Genomic DNA, 19,021 nt, shown 5'->3' on the forward strand with positions numbered 1-19,021 from the left:
CGTTACAGTATGGCGGCCAGCTTGCCGCCATACGACAATTCATCACACCAGTTGCTGATCAATAAACGTCATTTTTTGCTTACGCGACATCATGGCATGGTTCAACAGAACACCACCACACGCCACCATCCCCCCCAGTAATGCGGCCAGAATAACGATCATCGATTTAGCCGGACCGTCTTTTTTCACCGGCAGCGAAGGTGAAAGTTGATATTTAAACGGTGTGAATTTTACGTCGCTCACATTCATCGCTAACAGCTGCTCAACGTGATATTGGCGATTACGCAAGTCACCGTTAATTTCAGCTACATCGGTCACTGATTTTTCTATTTCTAATTTACGTTCGATGCCGTCAGCACCCAGTGAAATAGAGAAATCGGGGTCATCCTTCACGGCCTGGCCATTACTGTAGACCGGTTTTTTAATCCCGGCGGCATTGGCGATCTCCAGCGAGTAGTTCAGTCGCTGGATTTTTGCTTCCAACTGATTCTTAAGCCTGACGCGATCCATCTCCAGTCTTTCTTTCTCATAGCTGGTTTTGATGAACAGCTTATTACGAATATCTTCCAGCGTTTCTTTCACCACAAGGGCAGAAATATACTGGATATATCCCTTCAGCACTGACTGGGCTTCTTCGGCCTGAGGCGCGGTAAAACTCAGCGTCCATGCGGTATACAGCGAAGTTTCGTTCTTCTTATCGCGGTTGGCGTCAACCGCTTTCATTTTCTCACTGAGTCTGGCAATTGCCTGATGCAACTCCATTTCGTCGATATCAGCACCTTTCAATTGATCCATTACGTAAGGCGAAGAGCGCAGATATTCTTCTAACAATGAAGGCGACTGGAATTTTTTGATAAACAGGTTAAACACATCACCACGGCTAACGCTAATATCCATATCCAGCACGCGCAATTTGGTCAGTGTATTCTCAAGTCCCTGCCATTGAACCGCTTCTGCCGGCGTCACGATGGCCTGACTGGTCCATTTTTGCGGAAGCAGGAAAGAGACCAGAATACCCACACAGGCAAAGGCGAAAACGGTCGCCATAATTTTGGTTCTTGCACGCCATAAGATTTCGATTAGATTCACTAAATCGATTTCATTTGCGTTTGCCGTTGGCTGAGGATACCCAGTAAATTCCGAAACGTTATCTTGCTTTATATTTAATGATGACATGTTGCGTAGCCTGAATACTTTCCCAAAAGAAAAACATTTCCGTGAGAGAAGTCTACCAGCTTGTCAGAATTATCCGAAACACTGTTTGCACATGGAGGCCTACCAAATATTATATTCGGAATTTATTCACCCCTTTCATCACCTTGCACCGCACAAAAAAGAACAATTCCATAACATATTATTTACACTATGGAATTGTTCGATCACCGCGATAGCAATATTCGTCTTGTTACACAGATTTATTAATCAGTGTATTTATTACAGGCCCTATCGCCTCAAACGCGGTGGGGGAAATAATATCAACATGCGCGCAGTCGTGGCGGTAAACATCCAGACTGGATATCCACGGTAACCAGCTGCGCTCAGGGCTGACACCCGGTACTAACGTACGCTCAGCGACGAACAGCGTGGCATGACCTGCAAACGGCACGCTGTGCGCCGTGGTAAGCAGGCGAACCGCATCGGCGTAGTTGCCTTCGATTGCGTTAAATAAAGCCTCTGACGCATTCCCCTGCTGCGCCGCCAGAAACGCTTCGCGTTCACGCTCGATCTCCGCCAGTACCGCTGGATCCAATCCATTGGCCTCTTTTTCTTGCCAGTTTTGCGTTTCTGGCGGCCAGGTATCCAACAGTCCGAGGAATGCAACCGTCTCTCCTCTGGCATGTAAGCGCGCGGCGATCCCCTGTGCCAGCGTCCCACCCAGCGAATAACCTAATAAATAGTAAGGTCCGTGAGGCTGTTGACTGAGCAACGTTGCCAGGTGATGTTCGCATACCGCATCAAGATTTTCCGCCGCCTGCATAGGGCCATCCGGTCGTGGCGACTGAATGCCAATAATCGACCACTGCGGGCTGAGATATCGTGACAGCACGCTAAACTGCCAGGCAAAACCCGACGCCGGATGGAAACAGAACAGCGTTGGGCCGTGACTTTCACGCAGCGGCAGCAGTGCCTCAAATCCCAGAAGCTGCGACTGCTCATCATCAGTGCTCTCCAACAGAGCACTCAGTTGTTCAACGGTAGAGGCCACCATAATCTGCCCCGGCGTCACCTGACGCTCAAAAACCCGGCTCAACTGTGCCGCCAGCTTCATCGCCAGCAACGAATGTCCGCCAAGCGCAAAGAAGTCTGCCGCCACGTCATTCACCTCGCAATTCAGCAAAGCCGCAAAAGACTGCGCGATGGTGGTTTCAGTCCCTGCTCGCGGTGCGCGCCCGGAAACACGCGACGTCAACTGAGGCATCGGCAGCGCTTTACGATCCAGTTTACCGTTCGCGCTAAGCGGCAGCTCCGCCAGTTGCAACAATACCGTCGGCACCATATGCGCAGGCAGTTTTTCACGCAGCTTTTCCCGCAACGCTGACGTATCCAGCGGTAAACCCGATTGTGACACCAGATACCCCACCAGTTGACGCGCATCGCCGCCTGTCGCCGCCGCCTGGTTGAATACGCAGGCGTGGGCAACGGCATGCTCGACATCAGGCAACTGCTGCATCACCCGGTCAATCTCGCCGAGCTCAATGCGTTGTCCGCGAATTTTAAGCTGGTCATCGCTGCGCCCGAGGTATTCCACCGCGCCATTTTCCAGCCAGCGCGCCACATCCCCGGTACGGTACATGCGTTCGCCAGCGTTAAACGGATCGGCGATAAAGCGGCTTGCAGTCAGATCCGGACGGCCCAGATAACCTTGCGCCAGTTGGATCCCCGTCAGATATAAGTCACCAGCCACGCCGAAAGGCACCGGGCGCATCATGGCATCCAGGATACGTAAACCGGTATTCCATACCGGATAGCCAATCGGCACGCTGTTGCCGGTTACAGCAGCAAGGTCTTCCCCCCAGGCCGGATACCAGCTCACATCAACCGCCGCTTCCGTTGGTCCGTACAAATTGTGCAGTGGCGCATGAGTTAACTGTTCCCACTCACGGCATAAATCTGCAGGCAAGGCTTCGCCGCTGCAAAATACCCGTTTCAGCGAGGCACAACTCTCCCGCGCGGTTTCCGGCGTCAGTGAAGCGACAAAAGCGGCCAACATAGAGGGAACAAAGTGCGTGGTCGTCACCCCATATTGGGCAAAGAACTGCTGCATCGCCAGCGGATCGCGGTGCGCCTCAGGCTCTGCCATTACCAGCTTTGCCCCGGCAATAAACGGCCAGAAAAACTCCCATACCGAGACGTCAAAACTGCACGGTGTTTTCTGCGCCACCACATCATCCGCGGTCAGCGAATAGTGATTTTGCATCCACAGCAGACGGTTAACGATGGCGGTTTGCCCAACCATCACCCCTTTTGGTCTACCGGTAGAACCGGAAGTAAAAATGATATAGGCAGTATGATTGGGCTGAGATAGCGCCAGCGGAGCAGCATCTTCTGCTGGCAGGGGCGAGTCATAGCACAGACTTTCCAGCCCAGGAATATCGCTAAAGCGCGCCAGTTGCTCATTGGTCGCGATCAACAATTTTGGCTTCGCGTCTTCGAGCATCATCCGCAGGCGATCGTCCGGGTATCCGGTATCCAACGGCAGCCAGGCTGCACCGGCTTCAACGATACCGTGCAGCGCCAGCGTCAGGAACACGGAACGCGGTAATGCCACGGCGACGCTGTCGCCAGGCTTGACGCCGCGTGCACGCAAAAGGCTCGCCAGCGCCACGACCTGCTGGCGCATTTCGCGATAGCTAAACTGATAGCGGGCATCGGCCAACGCCGGGGCATCCGGCGTTTTATCGGCCTGCTGTGCCACCAGCGCGCTCAGCGTAGTGGACGGGATCTCGACGGTGGTGTCATTAATCTTCGCCAGCCGCTCATGTTCTGTTGGCAACAGCATCCCGGCGTCGCCGCAGCATAGCGCCGGATTGTCGGCAAACTGCTCGATAAGCCCGATTAAACGCGAGGCATGCTGCGCTAGCGTTTCTGCATCGTAGCGCTGTTTATTGGCCAGAATTTCAATACTCAGCCCACCGTTTTCATCCGGGAATAACGCCAGTTCAAGATCGTTCACCGGCCCTGTCGCCAACGTGTGGGTTTGCGCCTGAACGCCGGGAATATTCAGCTGATAGTCGAATATTTTCACGTTCAGCACCGGGCCAAACAGCGGCTCGGCACCGGCTGCACGCCCGCTGTCGCGAACGATTTGTTCGGCATCATAACGTTGATGCCGACGCATTTTCTTCAACTGTCCGGCCAGTCGTTGTGCAAGCGCAGGCAAGCTTTCTGCCGCATCCAGCCTCACACCAAATGGCAGTACGTTTAAAACCGGTCCAGTGGAGGTCAACGCCGCCGACCCCATGCGCCGCATAAAGATAAACCCGGCGGCATAATCCATTCGGCTGCATAAACGTCCCAGCCACAATGCCACCAGCGCGAGGGCCAGATCCGCACGCTGAACATCAGGCATACGTGCCGCAAGCCGACGAAACGCCCCTTCAGGCGCGGTTAACTTCATACGAATAATATCCGCGCTGGCCGATCGTCCCGGCAACGGATTGTTCGACAGCGAAGCAGGAGGCGGGAGTTGCTTTCGCTGCTCGCTCCAGAAAGCGCCGTCTCGTTGCCAGGCATCGCTTTGACGGTACTGTTGATACTCTTCCACCACCTCGGCGAACGGCGTAAAAGGCGAGTCTGGCGTAGGCTCGCCGTGTAGCCATGCGCGATAAATTGCGGCTATCTGGCGGGTAATGGCCGGAAAACTGAACCCATCGACCAGCAAATGATGGTAGCGCTGATACCAATACCAACGCTTTTCTCCCACCTGTATAAGCAGGTGAAAAACCAGCGGTTTATTGCCATCAGCACGTATGTCCTGCTGCAGGTCTGCCTGCATCAACGCACGCGCCGCCTCATGTGGATTTGATTTTGCGCGCAGGTCGATAATTTCAGGTTGCGCAAAGGCGAGCGCAGAATCCACCCATTGCCAGATCTCACCGTTATCTTCGCTAAACCGCATCCGCAGGGTATCGGCCTGCTCCAGGCCCGCCACAATCGCTTTTGACAGCAACGACGCGTCCAGTTCGCCAGTTAATTCTACGTAGTGCGCCACGCTCCACGCCGAGGGCAATGCGGAGAGTTTTTCCGCCATCCAGATCCCCGGCTGAGCCGCCACTAACGGTAAACGCTGAGTCATGGAGCCTCCTGCACATCGATGTAGTTCGCGGGCGTCAGCGTGGTCCAGTTTGCTTCCAGCCATTGTTGGCAGGCTTCCTGGGATTGAGGTTCGCAAGCAATTTGCCAGCCAGCAGGAAGCGAGCACTGCTGCGGCCAAAGGCTAAACTGACGTTGGGGATTTTGCAGAATGTAAAACTGGCCCTGCGGATTATCGAAGGGGTTACTGAATTCCATACTCAACTCCTGTCGTGGAACATCGTCCGGTTAAATCGTGTCGGTAAGCGGTTGCCAGAGCGTCATTAGCCCTTGCATCAGACCGCCGCGCCAGCAAAGCGCATCGTGTCCGCCATCAACCTGACGCCAGAAAATAGACTGTGGTGCAGAAGGTAACTGGGCATATAGCGCCTGATTAGCGCGATAAATAATGGGCTCGCGGATCCCCGCTTCCAGGACAATACGCAGCCCCTGAGCACTGACGGTCCCGGTCTTCAGTTGCTCGACGATCGCCCCGTCCTGATGACCACCACGATGCGGCCACCAGTAAGAGCCCGACTGGCTAAGCACACAGCCAAAGCGCGCGGGCCAGTTCAGTCCAGCATACAGCGATGACAACCCGCCAAAACTTTGCCCAGCCACCACGGTGCGCTGCGGATCGTCACTAAACGCGGTCGTTGTCTTCACCAGTGGTAATAACTCCTCCTGCACCGCCAACCAAAAATCCGCATTACACGGTAGCTCATGGCTGCGGTGAGCCGTATCAATGGCATCAATCAGGAGATAAACGGCAGAAGGAAGGTGTCCGCGATGCGTGAGTGAAGTCAACGCAGGCCAGACCGGCATACTCTGTGCCCAAAACTGTCCGTCCAGCAGGATAGCCAACGGACGCGTTTCGGGTTGAGCATCACCGGTGGTAAACACCCATACGCGACGCGAATTGCCGAGCCTGGCGCTATGCCATTGCAGGCACACTGCGGGGGATTTGGGGGGTTCAGGTTGATCCCATCCGGGCTGTACGGGTGCCTCCGGCATTTCCAGCGCAGACACCGCGTGGCCACGACCGCCCCGCCAGCTCTGCGGATTAAGGGGATCAGCAATGGCCTGTGGCAGCAATTGCCGCCAGCCTTCACGCAGCACGTTTCGGTCAGGCGCTTCGCCTGCCACAAGCGAGGAAAAGATATCGTTGCGCTCTGTTGGGATAAAACAGTAACTGCCACGCCAGTTGGCGCTGAGGGAAACACTCCAGCACCAAACATTTGTTCCATCAATGCGTCGCATCGACTGAGGGGTGGCATTTTGATGGTGGTCGGTGACGCCGGTGATATAAACCCAAACGCGATGAATGGCTGACTCATTTTCCGTTCCCTGCGGGTCACGCCACCAGAAGGTTACCCGATAATTTCCGTTATCTTCACGCTCCCACTCCGGGCCTTTTTTCGACTGCCACCACGCCTCGCTTCCCATCTTTAACGTCGTCACAGCCATAACCCCATGTTTATTGTGAAATTTTATGATCTATCGTGAAATATATTGATAATATTATTGATAACTATTTGCATTTGCAATAGCGTATTGTCGCGCTGTGGGAAGCGCGTACAGTTTTTCACCACTTATTAACCGACCTGGCGCTGCGTACTTTTTCTGGAATGGATAGTTTACGCAGATGCGGGCGACATCAGGCCAAATGCCGCACCACGGCACATTGGTACTCGTGGCTAAAAGAACAGCAGGACATACAATGAACAACAAGATTCATTCACTGGCCTTATTGGTCAATTTAGGGATTTACGGGGTAGCCCTGCCAGCAATGGCAGAAGATCAAACCGATAGCGTCGCTGTCTCCCATGAAGACACCATCGTCGTTACCGCCGCCCAGCAGAACCTGCAGGCGCCGGGCGTTTCAACCATTACCGCTGATGAAATTCGTAAGAACCCTCCCGCTCGCGATGTGTCGGAAATCATCCGTACCATGCCAGGCGTTAACCTGACCGGTAACTCAACCAGCGGACAGCGTGGCAACAACCGCCAGATCGATATTCGCGGCATGGGGCCAGAAAACACCCTGATTTTGATCGACGGTAAACCGGTTACCAGCCGTAACTCCGTGCGTCAGGGCTGGCGCGGCGAGCGTGATACCCGCGGCGATACCGCCTGGGTTGCTCCGGAAATGATTGAACGTATTGAAGTGCTGCGCGGTCCTGCCGCAGCACGCTATGGCAATGGTGCAGCTGGCGGTGTGGTGAACATCATCACCAAGAAAGGCGGCGATGAGTGGCATGGTTCCTGGAATACCTATTTCAACGCCCCGGAACACAAAGAGGAAGGTTCAACCAAGCGAACCAACTTTAGTCTGAATGGACCGCTGGGCGGAGATTTCAGCTTCCGCCTGAACGGTAACCTCGACAAAACCCAGGCCGATGCCTGGGACATTAACGACGGTCACCAGTCAGCACGTACAGGGTCATATGCCGATACGATGCCTGCGGGTCGTGAAGGGGTAAAAAACAAAGATATCAACGGCCTGCTGCGTTGGGATTTTGCCCCAATGCAATCGCTGGAGTTTGAAGCTGGCTACAGCCGTCAGGGCAACCTGTATGCGGGTGACACTCAAAACACCAACAACGATAACAAAACTAACGGGCTGGTAAAAAAATACTACGGTAAAGAAACCAACCGTATGTACCGCCAGAACTATGCGCTGACGTGGAACGGCGGCTGGGACAACGGCATTACCACCAGCAACTGGGCGCAATACGAACACACCCGTAACTCCCGTTTGGGTGAAGGTCTGGCAGGTGGCCTTGAAGGGTTATTTAACAGTAATCAATTTACCGACACTGACCTGGCGGATGTCACCCTGCACAGCGAAATTAGCATTCCATTCGACCTGTTAGTTAACCAGAACCTGACGCTCGGTACCGAATGGAACCAGCAGCGAATGAAAGACATGAGTTCCAATACCCAGACCTTTATGGGCGGGAACATACCTGGTGCCAGCAGCACCGATCGTAGCCCATATTCACAGGCTGAAATTTTCTCCCTGTTTGCTGAAAATAACATGGAGCTGACCGACAGCACCATGTTGACGCCGGGTCTGCGCTTCGACCACCACAGCGTCGTTGGCGACAACTGGAGCCCGTCCCTGAACCTGTCCCAAGGTCTGGGCGACGACTTTACGCTGAAAATGGGTATCGCACGGGCCTATAAAGCACCTAGCCTGTACCAGACTAACCCGAACTATATTCTGTACAGCAAAGGCCAGGGCTGCTATGCCACCGGATCTGCGACGGGCATTGGTTGCTACATGATGGGCAACGATGACCTGAAGGCCGAAACCAGTATCAACAAAGAGATTGGTCTGGAGTTCAAACGTGACGGTTGGCTGGCTGGCGTAACCTGGTTCCGCAACGATTACCGTAACAAGATCGAAGCGGGGACTGTACCGCTAAGCAGAACGTCAATTACCCAGAAAAACCCGACTACGGGTAAAGAAACAACAACCTACACCGATATCTATCAGTGGGAAAACGTACCTAAAGCTGTGGTGGAAGGCCTGGAAGGGACGTTGAACGTGCCGGTTAGCGAAACCGTTAACTGGACCAACAACATTACCTACATGCTGCAAAGTAAGAATAAAGAGACCGGCGAGCGCCTGTCGATTATTCCTGAATATACCCTGAACTCAACGCTGAGCTGGCAGGCACGCGAAGATTTGTCGCTGCAGTCCACCTTCACCTGGTACGGCAAACAGCAGCCGAAGAAATACGATTACCAGGGTAAACCAGTAACCGGTAGTTCGGCGAGTGAAGTCAGCCCGTACAGCATCGTCGGCCTGAGCGCGACCTGGGATGTGACGAAAAACGTCAGCCTGACCGGCGGCGTGGATAACGTCTTCGACAAACGTCTGTGGCGTGAAGGTAATGCCCAAACCACCAGCGATATCAAAACTGGCGACTATATGGCGGGCGCTGGCGCGTACACCTATAACGAACCGGGTCGTACGTGGTATATGAGCGTTAACACCCACTTCTGATAGCGTTGTTCCCTCTCCTCGCGACGGGGAGAGGGAAATTATAACTATCATGCACACCACGCACACACCGCTCACTTTCGCAGACCACACGCTGCACATGGTCGAGTTCGATCCCGACAGCTTCCATGAGCGCGACCTGCTCTGGCTCCCCCACCACTCTCAACTTCAATCCTGTGGACGTAAGCGCAAAGCTGAGCACTTAGCAGGGCGTATTGCCGCAGTACATGCATTACGTGAATACGGTATCAAAACTGTACCTGGCATCGGCGGGCAGCGACAACCGCTGTGGCCACAAAAGTTGTTTGGCAGCATCAGCCACAGTGCATCAACTGCGCTGGCGGTAGTATCGACGCATCCCGTTGGGCTGGATATAGAAGCTATTTTTACGCAACAAACCGCAGTTGAGCTGGCTGACGGTATTATCGATAACCACGAACGACCGATTTTGCATCATTCTGAATTGCCCTTTCCACTCGCCTTAACTCTGGCATTCAGCGCCAAGGAGAGCCTGTATAAGGCGTTTTCCACTCAGGCATCCGGGTTACCAGGTTTCACCAGCGCAAAAATTACCGCACTCACGAATCAGCAATTAACATTGCAAATCATGCCATCATTTTCGCCTAACCTCGCCAATCAGGAAATTAACGTGCATTGGTTTCAACGCGATTACCATGTCATTACTCTGTGCGACGTTACTTTTTAACAAAGTCACCAATCGCCAGATAGGTGGCTTTTGCTTCCTGCGGGACTTTATCCTCCAGCATCAGATAAGCATGCGTCATCCCAGGAAAGTGAACATGCTGTACGGGTATCCCCTCAGCTTGCAGTCTGGCGACAAAAGCAAAATCTTCATCCCGCAACGGATCCAACCCACCACTGACTACCAGAGTGGGTGGAAAATCCTGGCTCAACGGCAGGTAAAGCGGAGACGTCTGTTTACGATCTTCTTCATTGCGGAAATATTGCTGAAAATACCAGCGTATTTTGCTTTCATCCAGTAGCTTTCCGGTACCGTTCTCCTGCACCGATGGCCAGTTCAGCGTGTAGTCCAGGCTCGGATAAATCAGCACCAGGCGATGAATAAATCCTGGCTGCTCGCGGGAAAAGTAGGCCGCCAGCGTCGTGCTAAATGCGCCGCCACCGCTGTCGCCGATAAGCGTGAGTTGGCGAGTGTAAGGAATATGCTGACTGTCGAGCAGCGACCAGACGTTTTCTATTACTGCTTTTGCATCAGAAAGACCAGCCGGATACGGGTTTTCTGGCGCAAGTCGATAATCAACCGACACAACGATATTTCCTGTCGCCATCGCCAGATGACGGGCAACCGGGTCATACACTTCCACCGAACCGCTCAGATGCCCACCGCCATGGATAAACACCACCACCTTCGGCTCTCCGGTCAGTGCCGGGAGATAAATCCGTACCGGGATGCGACGCTCTCCGGTATCCACTTCCGTATTGATAATTGCCGCCATCGGTTCTGAGGTGGACACATTTGCTTTTGTCAGTGCTGCTAACCCTGCTCTTGAGCAGAGCGTGTCGTAGCAAAGGTTGGGATAGCGAGGTTGTGCTGCGAGTAAATCAGCCAGAAGCGCAGGCGGTGTTTGCGTCAGCGAGCCGTGTTCCTGTTGCCAGCGCTGTTGATAACCTTGCTGTTGCGTCTGCACAGTCTCAACGTTGGCAGTCTCACAGGAAAAGCACTCTGCCATCGACTGGCGTTGCCGTCCGTTTTCATCAAAGTTCTCTGCGGCCAACCAGCGCTGTAACACGGCGTCACACTGGGGCCATTCGCTATCAATCATTGATAACCAGTCGCTGTCGCGATTACGCCCCTTGCGCACAATCTTCTGGCGAAAGCGACCTTCGAAGATAAACCCAAGGCGTTCCGCTGCCCGTCGAGAAGCGGTGTTCAGAGAATCGCATTTCCACTCCACGCGACGATAGCCCAACGCAAATGCCTGGCGTAACAGCAGCCAGATGCTTTCGGTGCCAAGAACCGTATTTTTCATACGCGGTGACCAGGTCACATGACCAATTTCGACCGAACCGTGCTCTCGTTCAATCGCCATAAAGCACACCAGTCCGACAGCTCGTCCTGAACGCTGTTCAATGACGGCATAGGGAACCAGAGATGCATCAGTAACTTTCCCCTGCACCCAGCAAGCTGTGGCCTCGACGCTTGTGGGGCGAGAACTTGCAAGCCAGGTCCAGTCGCGATCGTCCGGCGCCTGCGCGTAGGCATCAAACAGATCGGCGGCATGGCTGTCGGCATCCAGGGGAACCAGTCGACAATATTGCCCTATCAGCGTTTCCCGTGGCAGTACGGCAGCGCCATTCCAGTCCGGCACGACATCGCCGACGGTCTGCCCATAAAGATTTATTTCCGGCACGATTCAACCCCAGTAGCGAAGTAAAAAAATAGTTATAACACTGGCCATTACACCTTCAAAGCGTCGCAAGGGTGATTTTGACGACGAACAGAAAATCAGCAGTCCTTCTATACTGATTAAAAATCAACGCAGAAGAGAGCCTTATGCCACTACCTGATTTTCATGTTTCCGACCCTTTTACGTTAGGCATTGAACTGGAAATGCAGGTGGTCAATCCGCCAGGTTACGACCTGAGTCAGGATTCTTCCCGGCTGATTGACGCCGTAAAACCGCAGCTCACCGCCGGAGAAGTGAAGCACGATATCACCGAAAGTATGCTGGAGATGGCGACCGGAGTTTGCCGAAATATCGACCAGGCTGATGCTGAATTGTCCGCTATGCAGCAGATAATTATGCGAGTTGCTGCAGAGCATCACCTCGCCATTTGTGGCGGTGGCACACATCCATTTCAAAAATGGCAACGTCAGGAAGTCTGCGATGACGAACGCTATCGGCGCAACCTGGAAAATTTTGGCTATCTTATCCAGCAAGCGACGGTATTCGGCCAGCATGTGCATATCGGCTGCGCAAACGGCGATGATGCCATTTACCTGCTACACGGCCTGTCGCGATTTGTTCCCCATTTTATTGCGCTCTCTGCCGCTTCACCTTATATGCAGACCTCCGACACGCGGTTTGCTTGCGCGCGCCTGAATATTTTCTCCGGATTTCCCGATAATGGCCCGATGCCATGGGTGAATAACTGGCAGGAATTCGAGGGGTTATTCCGTCGACTGGCTTACACCAGCATGATTGATAGCATTAAAGATTTACACTGGGATATCCGCCCCAGCCCGCACTTTGGCACGGTAGAGGTTCGGGTCATGGATACGCCGCTGACCCTTGATCATGCGGTCAATATGGCAGGACTTATTCAGGCTACCGCCCACTGGTTACTCACCAAACGTCCATTCATGCACCAGGAGCGTGATTACCTGTTGTATAAATTCAATCGTTTTCAGGCCTGTCGCTTTGGTATGGCGGGAATCGTCACCGACGTCAATACCGGCGACGGCTGCCGCCTGTCAGAAGACACATTGCGACTCCTGGAGAATATCGCTACCTCTGCAGATAAAGTAGGCGCAATCAGCGCGATTGAAGCCTTACGCCTACAGGTTAAACATGGTCATGACGAAGCACAGAATATGCGTGATTTCGTGGCGGAAGGGGGATCGTTGAGTGGTCTGGTGAAAAAGCATTGTGAGATTTGGGCGGGGTTGTAAGCGTGGGATTTGCGTTGCCCGCTGAGATCCCGGACAATGGTTTTTTAACTCAAGTTTAACAATGCCATGAAACACCCGCTTGAATCACTGATGACTGTCGCAGGGATCCTGCTACTGGCTTTTTTGTCTTGCCTGCTGCTACCCGCCCCCTCGCTTGGCCTGGTGCTGGCGCAAAAACTCGTCGCCATTTTTCATCTGATGGATCTCAATCAGTTTTATACTTTGCTGTTTTGCCTGTGGTTTTTACTGCTGGGCGTGATTGAATATTTGGTGCTGCGCTTCATCTGGCGGCGCTGGTTCTCGCTGGCGGATTAGGCCCGCGAGAACCCTCTGCTGTTAATGCGTTCGGCTATGATTTTCTTTGCGATAAGCTCCCGGCGGCTGGCTGAACGTACGGGTGAAAATACGCGTAAAGGTCTGCTGCGAATCGAATCCGTATTTCAAACAGATGTCGTACACTTTCTGGTCGGTATCGCGTAGATCGCGCGCCGCCAACAGCAGCTTGCGCTCGCGGATGTAACGCCCAAGACTTTCGCCTTTGTACTGCATAAAAAGACGCTGCAGGTGCCATTTGGAATATCCCGCATGGCGTGCAATATCATCAATGCGCAATGGTTGATTCAAATTATCATCAATCCATTCAACAATCGTATCAATTACCTGAGCAGAAATCGTCATCATGCTCTCCCCTGTATTCATTGAGTCACCTGTTGCCACCAGGCCGTAAACGGTTGGTCCGGTTCGGACAGTATTACCGGTTCACCCAGCATTGGCGTCAGCAGTCGGTAATCCTGATGACGGCTGGCAAGCGCCAGTCGTTTGTAAGGATCATCCCAGGTATGTTTCGCCAGAACGAAACGGCCGGCATGCCCTGGCAACACGGCTTTCGCATGCAGATCTGCCGCAGCCTGCGCCGTCTCTTCCGGCATCATGTGAATAAACTTCCAGTCCTGGTCATACTGACCGTTCTCCATAATCGCCAAATCGACAGAGCCAAACTGCTCGCCGATGGCTTTAAAATGCGGTCCATAGCCGGAATCGCCGCTGTAATAAACGTTCTGCTCCGGCGTTTCGAACATGGAGCTCGCCCATAGCGTTTGGTTGCGTTTGATACCGCGCCCCGAGAAATGACGGGCGGGCAGCACATGAACGATCAGCGAATCCGTCACTCTGACGGACTGATTCCAGTCCCGTTCTTCGATTATCTCGCTGCGCATCCCCCAGTAACGCAGATGCGACCCGACGCCAAGCGGCGTAATCACCCGCTTAATTTTCGGCATTAGCGCCTTGATAGTGGCGAGATCCAGATGGTCATAGTGATCGTGCGAGATGATGAGCAGGTCTATCTCCGGCATCGTCTGTGCGGTCCACGGATAATCACCGGCAAAGGCCTTGTTCAGGAACGAGAACGGTGCGGCATAATTGCTGAAAACCGGATCAATCAGGATACGTTGACCCGCCAGCTGTAAATACCACGAAGAATGGCCCAGCCAGACCAGGGTATCCTGCTGCGGCGAAAGCCCGGCGAGATCGGTCGCGACCATAGGTAACGGTTGTGCTGGTCGTGCATTTTCACGCTTAGCGACCAGAAACTCCCACCAGGCCGCCAGCATGCCTTTGTTGCCGGTATAGCCCGGTGTCGGCACCTGGTTATGAAACTGTCCATCACGATAGTGCGGTGACTGTTCAACCTGACTCAGTTGTGCCCCTTGCGGCGCCTGACCAAACCCGGCATTGAGTACAAACGGTAAACTTGCAGCTGCAGCAATAAGCATAATAACAACCACACAAACTGTGAGACGCTTCATATCCTGACCTTAAACGCGCCCCCTTTCCGCTGGTTTGCGCGACTGACTCTTGATTATGAGTGAGTAAGCACTCATTATAGAAATCGAAAGTTCTCCGTCAAGATGATTTTCAATCTTTGACATTCGCCGTTGCGGCGCAGCAAACGCCGTGATTCAATCATGTTTTTTACAGACTTAAGGGTAAAGTGTAGTGGCTCGTCCGAAGAGTGAAGACAAAAAACTGGCATTACTGGAAGCTGCAACCACAGCATTTGCACAATCAGGTGTTGCGGCTTCGACCGCCGTGATAGCCCGTAATGCAGGGGTTGCGGAGGGAACGTTGTTTCGCTATTTCGCGACCAAAGATGATTTGATCAACGAGCTTTACCTCTTTTTGAAGCAAGACCTTTGTCAGTCGATGATGGCAAACCTGGATCGTTCAGTGACCGATGCCAAAACCATGACTCACTACATCTGGAACAGCTACATTAGCTGGGGCCTGAACCACACCTGCGGGCATCGCACGATTCGTCAGTTGGCCGTCAGCGAGAAAATAAGCAAGGAAACCGAACAACAGGCTGACGATATGTTCCCGGAACTGCGCGATCTTTGTCATCGTTCCGTACGACCCGAGTTTATGTCTGATGAATATCGCGCCTTTGGCGACGGGCTATTCCTTTCTCTGGCAGAAACCACCATGGAGTTCGCCGCCCGCGACGCTGCCCGCGCAAATGAATATATTTCGATGGGGTTTGAAGCCATGTGGCGCGCCCTGACCCGCGAGGAACAATAATGGACGGCCAGACCCTTCCTGCCTGTGCGAAACGCCTTGCGCTCGAACTACCTTTTACCGAACACTGCTGGCCTTTCGGCCCGGAATACGATGTCTTCAAGGTTGGCGGTAAAATTTTTATGCTGGTCACGGAGCTTCGCGGACGGCCGCTTATTAACCTGAAATCCGATCCGCAAAAATCACTGTTAAACCAGCAGATCTACCCCAGCATTAAGCCCGGCTATCACATGAATAAAAAGCACTGGATCTCGGTCTATCCTGGTGACGATATTACCGAGTCATTACTGGCAGAGCTGGTGAATGATTCCTGGCACCGCGTCGTCGACGGCTTGCCGAAACGGGATCAAAAACGCCTGCGTCCAGGTTGATTTATCGCTAACCCCGATAAGTGTTTTTGCATTTTCCTGTCTTATCTTTTTCCTGCTAACCCTGTACCCTGCTGAAACAAAACGCACCCGCAGGGTATGGAAAATCACCAGGAGTAGTTATGGATATTGTTTCTGTCGCCTTAAAACGTTACTCCACTAAGGCATTTGATCCGAATAAAAAACTGACCGCTGAGCAGGCCGAAAAATTAAAAACGCTGCTGCAGTTTAGCCCGTCCAGCACCAACTCTCAGCCATGGCACTTTATTGTCGCCAGCACTGACGAAGGTAAGGCGCGTGTAGCTAAATCCGCAGCCGGCGGCTTTGTATTCAACGAACGTAAAATGCTGGATGCTTCCCACGTCGTGGTGTTCTGCGCCAAAACGGCGATGGACGATGCGTGGCTGGAACGCGTGGTGGATCAAGAAGAAAGCGATGGTCGTTTCGCCACGCCTGAAGCGAAAGCTGCAAACCACAAAGGCCGCACCTTCTTTGCCGACATGCATCGCAAAGAACTGAAAGATGACAACCACTGGATGGCAAAACAGGTGTACCTGAACGTCGGTAACTTCCTGCTGGGCGTTGCGGCGATGGGCCTGGATGCGGTGCCGATCGAAGGCTTTGATTCAGCAGTCATGGATGCAGAATTTGGCCTGAAAGAAAAAGGTTTCACCAGCGTAGTGGTGGTTCCTGTGGGTCATCACAGCGTAGAAGATTTCAACGCCGCGCTGCCGAAATCTCGTCTGCCGCTGGAAACGACGCTGACGGAAGTCTAATCCTCCGCATTTGCATAAGCTCCGCACAGCGGTCATCATAGACCGCTGTTTATTAAGGAGACATTATGCAGGAATTGATATCTCAGGTAGAAGAACTCGGCATTGAAATAAATCACACCACCTCGCTGGTGATGATTTTTGGCATTATTTTTATCACCGCCATTATTGTTCACGTTATTTTGCACTGGGTGGTATTACGCGCATTTGAAAAGCGCGCCAACGCCAGCTCCCGCCTGTGGCTACAAATCATCACGCAGAACAAGTTATTTCACCGGCTGGCATTCACCCTGCAGGGTATCATTGTCAATATACAGGCCGCACTCTGGCTACAGAAAGGCAGCGAAGCCGCAGAAATATTAGTGAACTGCGCACAGCTGTGGATCATGATGTACGCCCTGCTGTCACTGTTTTCCCTGCTGGACGTTATTCTCAATCTGTCGCAAAAACTCCCTGCTGCGTCGCAATTGCCGCTAAAAGGTATATTTCAGGGCATCAAGCTAATCAGCGCAATCCTCGTCGGAATATTGATGATTTCCCTGCTGATTGGTCAGTCACCGGCAATACTGATAAGCGGTCTGGGCGCCATGGCCGCCGTGTTAATGCTGGTGTTTAAAGATCCAATCCTCGGACTGGTTGCCGGAATACAACTTTCAGCCAACGATATGTTGAAGTTGGGTGACTGGCTGGAAATGCCGAAATACGGTGCCGATGGCGCGGTCATTGATATTGGCTTAACCACCGTCAAAGTGCGCAACTGGGATAACACCATCACCACTATCCCCACCTGGTCCCTGGTATCAGACTCTTTTAAAAACTGGAGTGGAATGTCAGCTTCCGGTGGGCGGAGAATAAAACGCAGCATCAGCATCGATGCCACCAGCATCCATTTTCTTGATGAGGATGAGCGCCAGCGTCTGCATAAAGCCCACCTGCTGAAACCGTATTTAACAACACGTCACCAGGAAATTGACGAGTGGAATCAGCAGTTAGATGCGCCTGAATCGGTGTTGAATCACCGCCGGATGACCAATATTGGTACCTTCCGCGCTTATCTGAACGAGTATTTGCGTCATCATCCGCGTATTCGCAAAGATATGACGTTAATGGTGCGCCAGCTTGCGCCGGACGATCATGGTTTACCGATCGAAATTTATGCCTTTACCAATACGGTGGTCTGGCTTGAATATGAAAGTATTCAGGCTGATATCTTCGACCATATATTTGCCGTAGTCGAAGAGTTTGGATTGCGCATTCATCAGTCGCCTACCGGAAACGATATTCGTGCGCTATCTGGCGCGTTTCAGCGATAAAGCTCAGGTACTGGCGCGTGAAATATAGCGCCAGTCCATCATCACCCTTTCCGTCTGCGCGTCAGGATTTTCTATTTTATTCAGCAATAATCCTACCGCTTTGCGGCCTATATCCCGTGAGGGCTGCTCAATGGTCGAAAGCTGTGGAGAAACCATTTCTGCCAGTTCCGTACCGTCGAAACCAACAACGGCGATATCCTGCGGGATCTGTAATCCGGCATCGAAAATAGCGCGCATCGCACCAGCGGCTAGCGTATCCGATACGGCAAACACCGCGTCGGGTTTCACCTCTGCGGCAAGTAGTGTTTTCATCGCCGCAATTCCTGCACTGGAACTTAATTCACTGGCATATTCCACAGCCTGATATTCAAGCGACAGCGCATGCAGCGCCGCTTTATAGCCGCGTTCGCGCAAACGAGCATATTTATAACTCAGGTCATGATTGATTAAGGCAATTCGTCGGTAGCCCTTATCCACCAGGTGAGATATTACCGACTGTGCGGCGTCAACATCGTTAATCCCCACGCAGGAAACCGCGCCTTTGTCAGCATATTCCGCGCACTGAACCCAGGGCGCATCGCCAATCAGCGTAGTCAGTTCCGGTAATTTGGAGAATGCATCCATGGTGATAATGCCATCGACGATTTTCCCCGACAGGAGCTTCAACGCCGATTTTGAGCGGGCTGTATCTGAGCCGGAATTACACAGTAAAATGCGATAGCCATTCTTCTCCGCCTCCTCTTCAATGCCTTTAACAACCTCTGCACAAAAAGGATTGGCGATGTTGGAAACCATCACCAGAATCATCGAACTACGTGCCGTACGCAGCTGACGCGCCAGCAGGTTGGGCTGATAATTGCTTTCTTTAATAGCCTGTAGCACGCGCTCACGATTTTTGGCTTTGACGGTATCACTGTGATTCAGCACACGCGATACCGTCGCCACCGACACACCGGCAAGCTGGGCGATTTTTTGAATAGACATAACGACGACACATCCTGCGGTTTACGCTTTGCGTTGAGGCTACCATA

16 protein-coding genes and 1 pseudogene are annotated in these 19,021 nt (G+C 52.8%); 8 read left to right on the forward strand and 9 right to left on the reverse strand.

The annotated features are described in order from the left end of the window. Positions 1-42 precede the first annotated feature (42 nt). The 4 genes from wzz(fepE) to fes form a co-directional block, all read right to left on the reverse strand. Positions 43-1,176, reverse strand: a complete 1,134-nt coding sequence (gene wzz(fepE) / locus GHC22_RS16875) for an LPS O-antigen length regulator Wzz(fepE) (RefSeq protein WP_153753584.1) — start codon at positions 1,174-1,176, stop codon at positions 43-45. A gap of 229 nt (positions 1,177-1,405) precedes the next feature. Continuing rightward, on the reverse strand, positions 1,406-5,296 hold the full coding sequence (entF, locus tag GHC22_RS16880; protein ID WP_153753585.1) for an enterobactin non-ribosomal peptide synthetase EntF: 3,891 nt from the start codon (positions 5,294-5,296) through the stop codon (positions 1,406-1,408). Further along, positions 5,293-5,511, reverse strand: a complete 219-nt coding sequence (locus GHC22_RS16885; RefSeq protein WP_109421421.1) for an MbtH family protein — start codon at positions 5,509-5,511, stop codon at positions 5,293-5,295. The genes entF and GHC22_RS16885 overlap by 4 nt, the downstream gene beginning before the upstream one ends. Positions 5,512-5,541: 30 nt before the next feature. Further along, entirely contained in the window at positions 5,542-6,759 is a 1,218-nt protein-coding gene (gene fes, locus GHC22_RS16890) for an enterochelin esterase (RefSeq protein WP_153753586.1), read from the reverse strand. Between the two features lie 253 nt (positions 6,760-7,012). Between fes and GHC22_RS16895 the strand changes: the two genes are divergently transcribed. Together GHC22_RS16895 and entD are read left to right on the forward strand one after the other, a co-directional pair. Further along, a complete protein-coding gene (locus GHC22_RS16895) occupies positions 7,013-9,307 on the forward strand; it encodes a TonB-dependent siderophore receptor (RefSeq protein ID WP_153753587.1) in 2,295 nt (764 codons plus the stop codon). A gap of 49 nt (positions 9,308-9,356) precedes the next feature. Then, positions 9,357-10,010: an enterobactin synthase subunit EntD gene (gene entD / locus GHC22_RS16900; RefSeq protein WP_153753588.1), complete on the forward strand. Its 654-nt coding sequence runs from the start codon at positions 9,357-9,359 to the stop codon at positions 10,008-10,010. On the opposite strand, the gene GHC22_RS24715 is transcribed toward entD, so the two are convergent. Both GHC22_RS24715 and GHC22_RS24720 read right to left on the reverse strand, forming a co-directional pair. Next, positions 10,000-11,016, reverse strand: a complete 1,017-nt coding sequence (locus tag GHC22_RS24715) for an alpha/beta hydrolase (protein WP_370458820.1) — start codon at positions 11,014-11,016, stop codon at positions 10,000-10,002. The genes entD and GHC22_RS24715 overlap by 11 nt on opposite strands. Continuing rightward, positions 11,008-11,697, reverse strand: a pseudogene (locus tag GHC22_RS24720) (GNAT family N-acetyltransferase); the annotation flags it as partial. The gene GHC22_RS24715 and the pseudogene GHC22_RS24720, both read right to left, overlap by 9 nt. A 143-nt stretch (positions 11,698-11,840) precedes the next feature. On the opposite strand from GHC22_RS24720, the gene GHC22_RS16910 reads away from it, so the two are divergent. Both GHC22_RS16910 and GHC22_RS16915 read left to right on the forward strand, forming a co-directional pair. Next, positions 11,841-12,959, forward strand: coding sequence for a YbdK family carboxylate-amine ligase (locus GHC22_RS16910; RefSeq protein ID WP_153753590.1), 1,119 nt, complete (start codon positions 11,841-11,843; stop codon positions 12,957-12,959). 66 nt (positions 12,960-13,025) lie between these two features. Further along, positions 13,026-13,274 carry a DUF1158 domain-containing protein gene (locus GHC22_RS16915; RefSeq protein WP_008784044.1) on the forward strand — a complete coding sequence of 83 codons (249 nt, stop codon included), beginning with the start codon at positions 13,026-13,028 and terminating at the stop codon, positions 13,272-13,274. 21 nt (positions 13,275-13,295) lie between these two features. Here the strand turns inward: GHC22_RS16915 and GHC22_RS16920 are convergent, their stop codons facing one another. Then, positions 13,296-13,637: a RamA family antibiotic efflux transcriptional regulator gene (locus GHC22_RS16920; RefSeq protein ID WP_003021996.1), complete on the reverse strand. Its 342-nt coding sequence runs from the start codon at positions 13,635-13,637 to the stop codon at positions 13,296-13,298. A gap of 17 nt (positions 13,638-13,654) precedes the next feature. Beyond that, entirely contained in the window at positions 13,655-14,767 is a 1,113-nt protein-coding gene (locus tag GHC22_RS16925) for an MBL fold metallo-hydrolase (RefSeq protein ID WP_153753591.1), read from the reverse strand. 190 nt (positions 14,768-14,957) lie between these two features. On the opposite strand from GHC22_RS16925, the gene GHC22_RS16930 reads away from it, so the two are divergent. The 4 genes from GHC22_RS16930 to GHC22_RS16945 all read left to right on the forward strand — a co-directional run bounded on the left by GHC22_RS16930 (position 14,958) and on the right by GHC22_RS16945 (position 17,990). Then, entirely contained in the window at positions 14,958-15,539 is a 582-nt protein-coding gene (locus GHC22_RS16930; RefSeq protein ID WP_071445801.1) for a TetR/AcrR family transcriptional regulator, read from the forward strand. Continuing rightward, positions 15,539-15,907: an MmcQ/YjbR family DNA-binding protein gene (locus tag GHC22_RS16935; protein WP_008784040.1), complete on the forward strand. Its 369-nt coding sequence runs from the start codon at positions 15,539-15,541 to the stop codon at positions 15,905-15,907. The genes GHC22_RS16930 and GHC22_RS16935 overlap by 1 nt, the downstream gene beginning before the upstream one ends. 119 nt (positions 15,908-16,026) lie before the next feature. Then, entirely contained in the window at positions 16,027-16,680 is a 654-nt protein-coding gene (gene nfsB / locus GHC22_RS16940; RefSeq protein ID WP_003831162.1) for an oxygen-insensitive NAD(P)H nitroreductase, read from the forward strand. 65 nt (positions 16,681-16,745) lie between these two features. Beyond that, positions 16,746-17,990 (forward strand): mechanosensitive ion channel family protein, encoded by a 1,245-nt coding sequence (locus tag GHC22_RS16945; protein WP_153753592.1) that lies wholly within the window; start codon positions 16,746-16,748, stop codon positions 17,988-17,990. Between the two features lie 3 nt (positions 17,991-17,993). On the opposite strand, the gene GHC22_RS16950 is transcribed toward GHC22_RS16945, so the two are convergent. After that, positions 17,994-18,974 (reverse strand): LacI family DNA-binding transcriptional regulator, encoded by a 981-nt coding sequence (locus GHC22_RS16950; protein ID WP_003831159.1) that lies wholly within the window; start codon positions 18,972-18,974, stop codon positions 17,994-17,996. Between the last annotated feature and the right edge of the window lie 47 nt (positions 18,975-19,021).

Origin of the sequence: Citrobacter sp. H12-3-2, from assembly GCF_009649895.1 — a bacterium.
GTDB classification, from domain to species: Bacteria; Pseudomonadota; Gammaproteobacteria; order Enterobacterales; family Enterobacteriaceae; genus Citrobacter; species Citrobacter portucalensis.

What these genes read in the sequence shown, in the direction of transcription:
- entF (WP_153753585.1), bottom strand. Translation starts at nt 5,296, where the DNA reads ATGACTCAGCGTTTACCGTTAGTGGCGGCTCAGCCGGGGATCTGGATG.
- GHC22_RS16885 (WP_109421421.1), bottom strand. Translation starts at nt 5,511, where the DNA reads ATGGAATTCAGTAACCCCTTCGATAATCCGCAGGGCCAGTTTTACATT.
- fes (WP_153753586.1), bottom strand. Translation starts at nt 6,759, where the DNA reads ATGGCTGTGACGACGTTAAAGATGGGAAGCGAGGCGTGGTGGCAGTCG.
- GHC22_RS16895 (WP_153753587.1), top strand. Translation starts at nt 7,013, where the DNA reads ATGAACAACAAGATTCATTCACTGGCCTTATTGGTCAATTTAGGGATT.
- entD (WP_153753588.1), top strand. Translation starts at nt 9,357, where the DNA reads ATGCACACCACGCACACACCGCTCACTTTCGCAGACCACACGCTGCAC.
- GHC22_RS24715 (WP_370458820.1), bottom strand. Translation starts at nt 11,016, where the DNA reads ATGGCAGAGTGCTTTTCCTGTGAGACTGCCAACGTTGAGACTGTGCAG.
- GHC22_RS16910 (WP_153753590.1), top strand. Translation starts at nt 11,841, where the DNA reads ATGCCACTACCTGATTTTCATGTTTCCGACCCTTTTACGTTAGGCATT.
- GHC22_RS16915 (WP_008784044.1), top strand. Translation starts at nt 13,026, where the DNA reads ATGAAACACCCGCTTGAATCACTGATGACTGTCGCAGGGATCCTGCTA.
- GHC22_RS16920 (WP_003021996.1), bottom strand. Translation starts at nt 13,637, where the DNA reads ATGACGATTTCTGCTCAGGTAATTGATACGATTGTTGAATGGATTGAT.
- GHC22_RS16925 (WP_153753591.1), bottom strand. Translation starts at nt 14,767, where the DNA reads ATGAAGCGTCTCACAGTTTGTGTGGTTGTTATTATGCTTATTGCTGCA.
- GHC22_RS16935 (WP_008784040.1), top strand. Translation starts at nt 15,539, where the DNA reads ATGGACGGCCAGACCCTTCCTGCCTGTGCGAAACGCCTTGCGCTCGAA.
- nfsB (WP_003831162.1), top strand. Translation starts at nt 16,027, where the DNA reads ATGGATATTGTTTCTGTCGCCTTAAAACGTTACTCCACTAAGGCATTT.
- GHC22_RS16945 (WP_153753592.1), top strand. Translation starts at nt 16,746, where the DNA reads ATGCAGGAATTGATATCTCAGGTAGAAGAACTCGGCATTGAAATAAAT.
- GHC22_RS16950 (WP_003831159.1), bottom strand. Translation starts at nt 18,974, where the DNA reads ATGTCTATTCAAAAAATCGCCCAGCTTGCCGGTGTGTCGGTGGCGACG.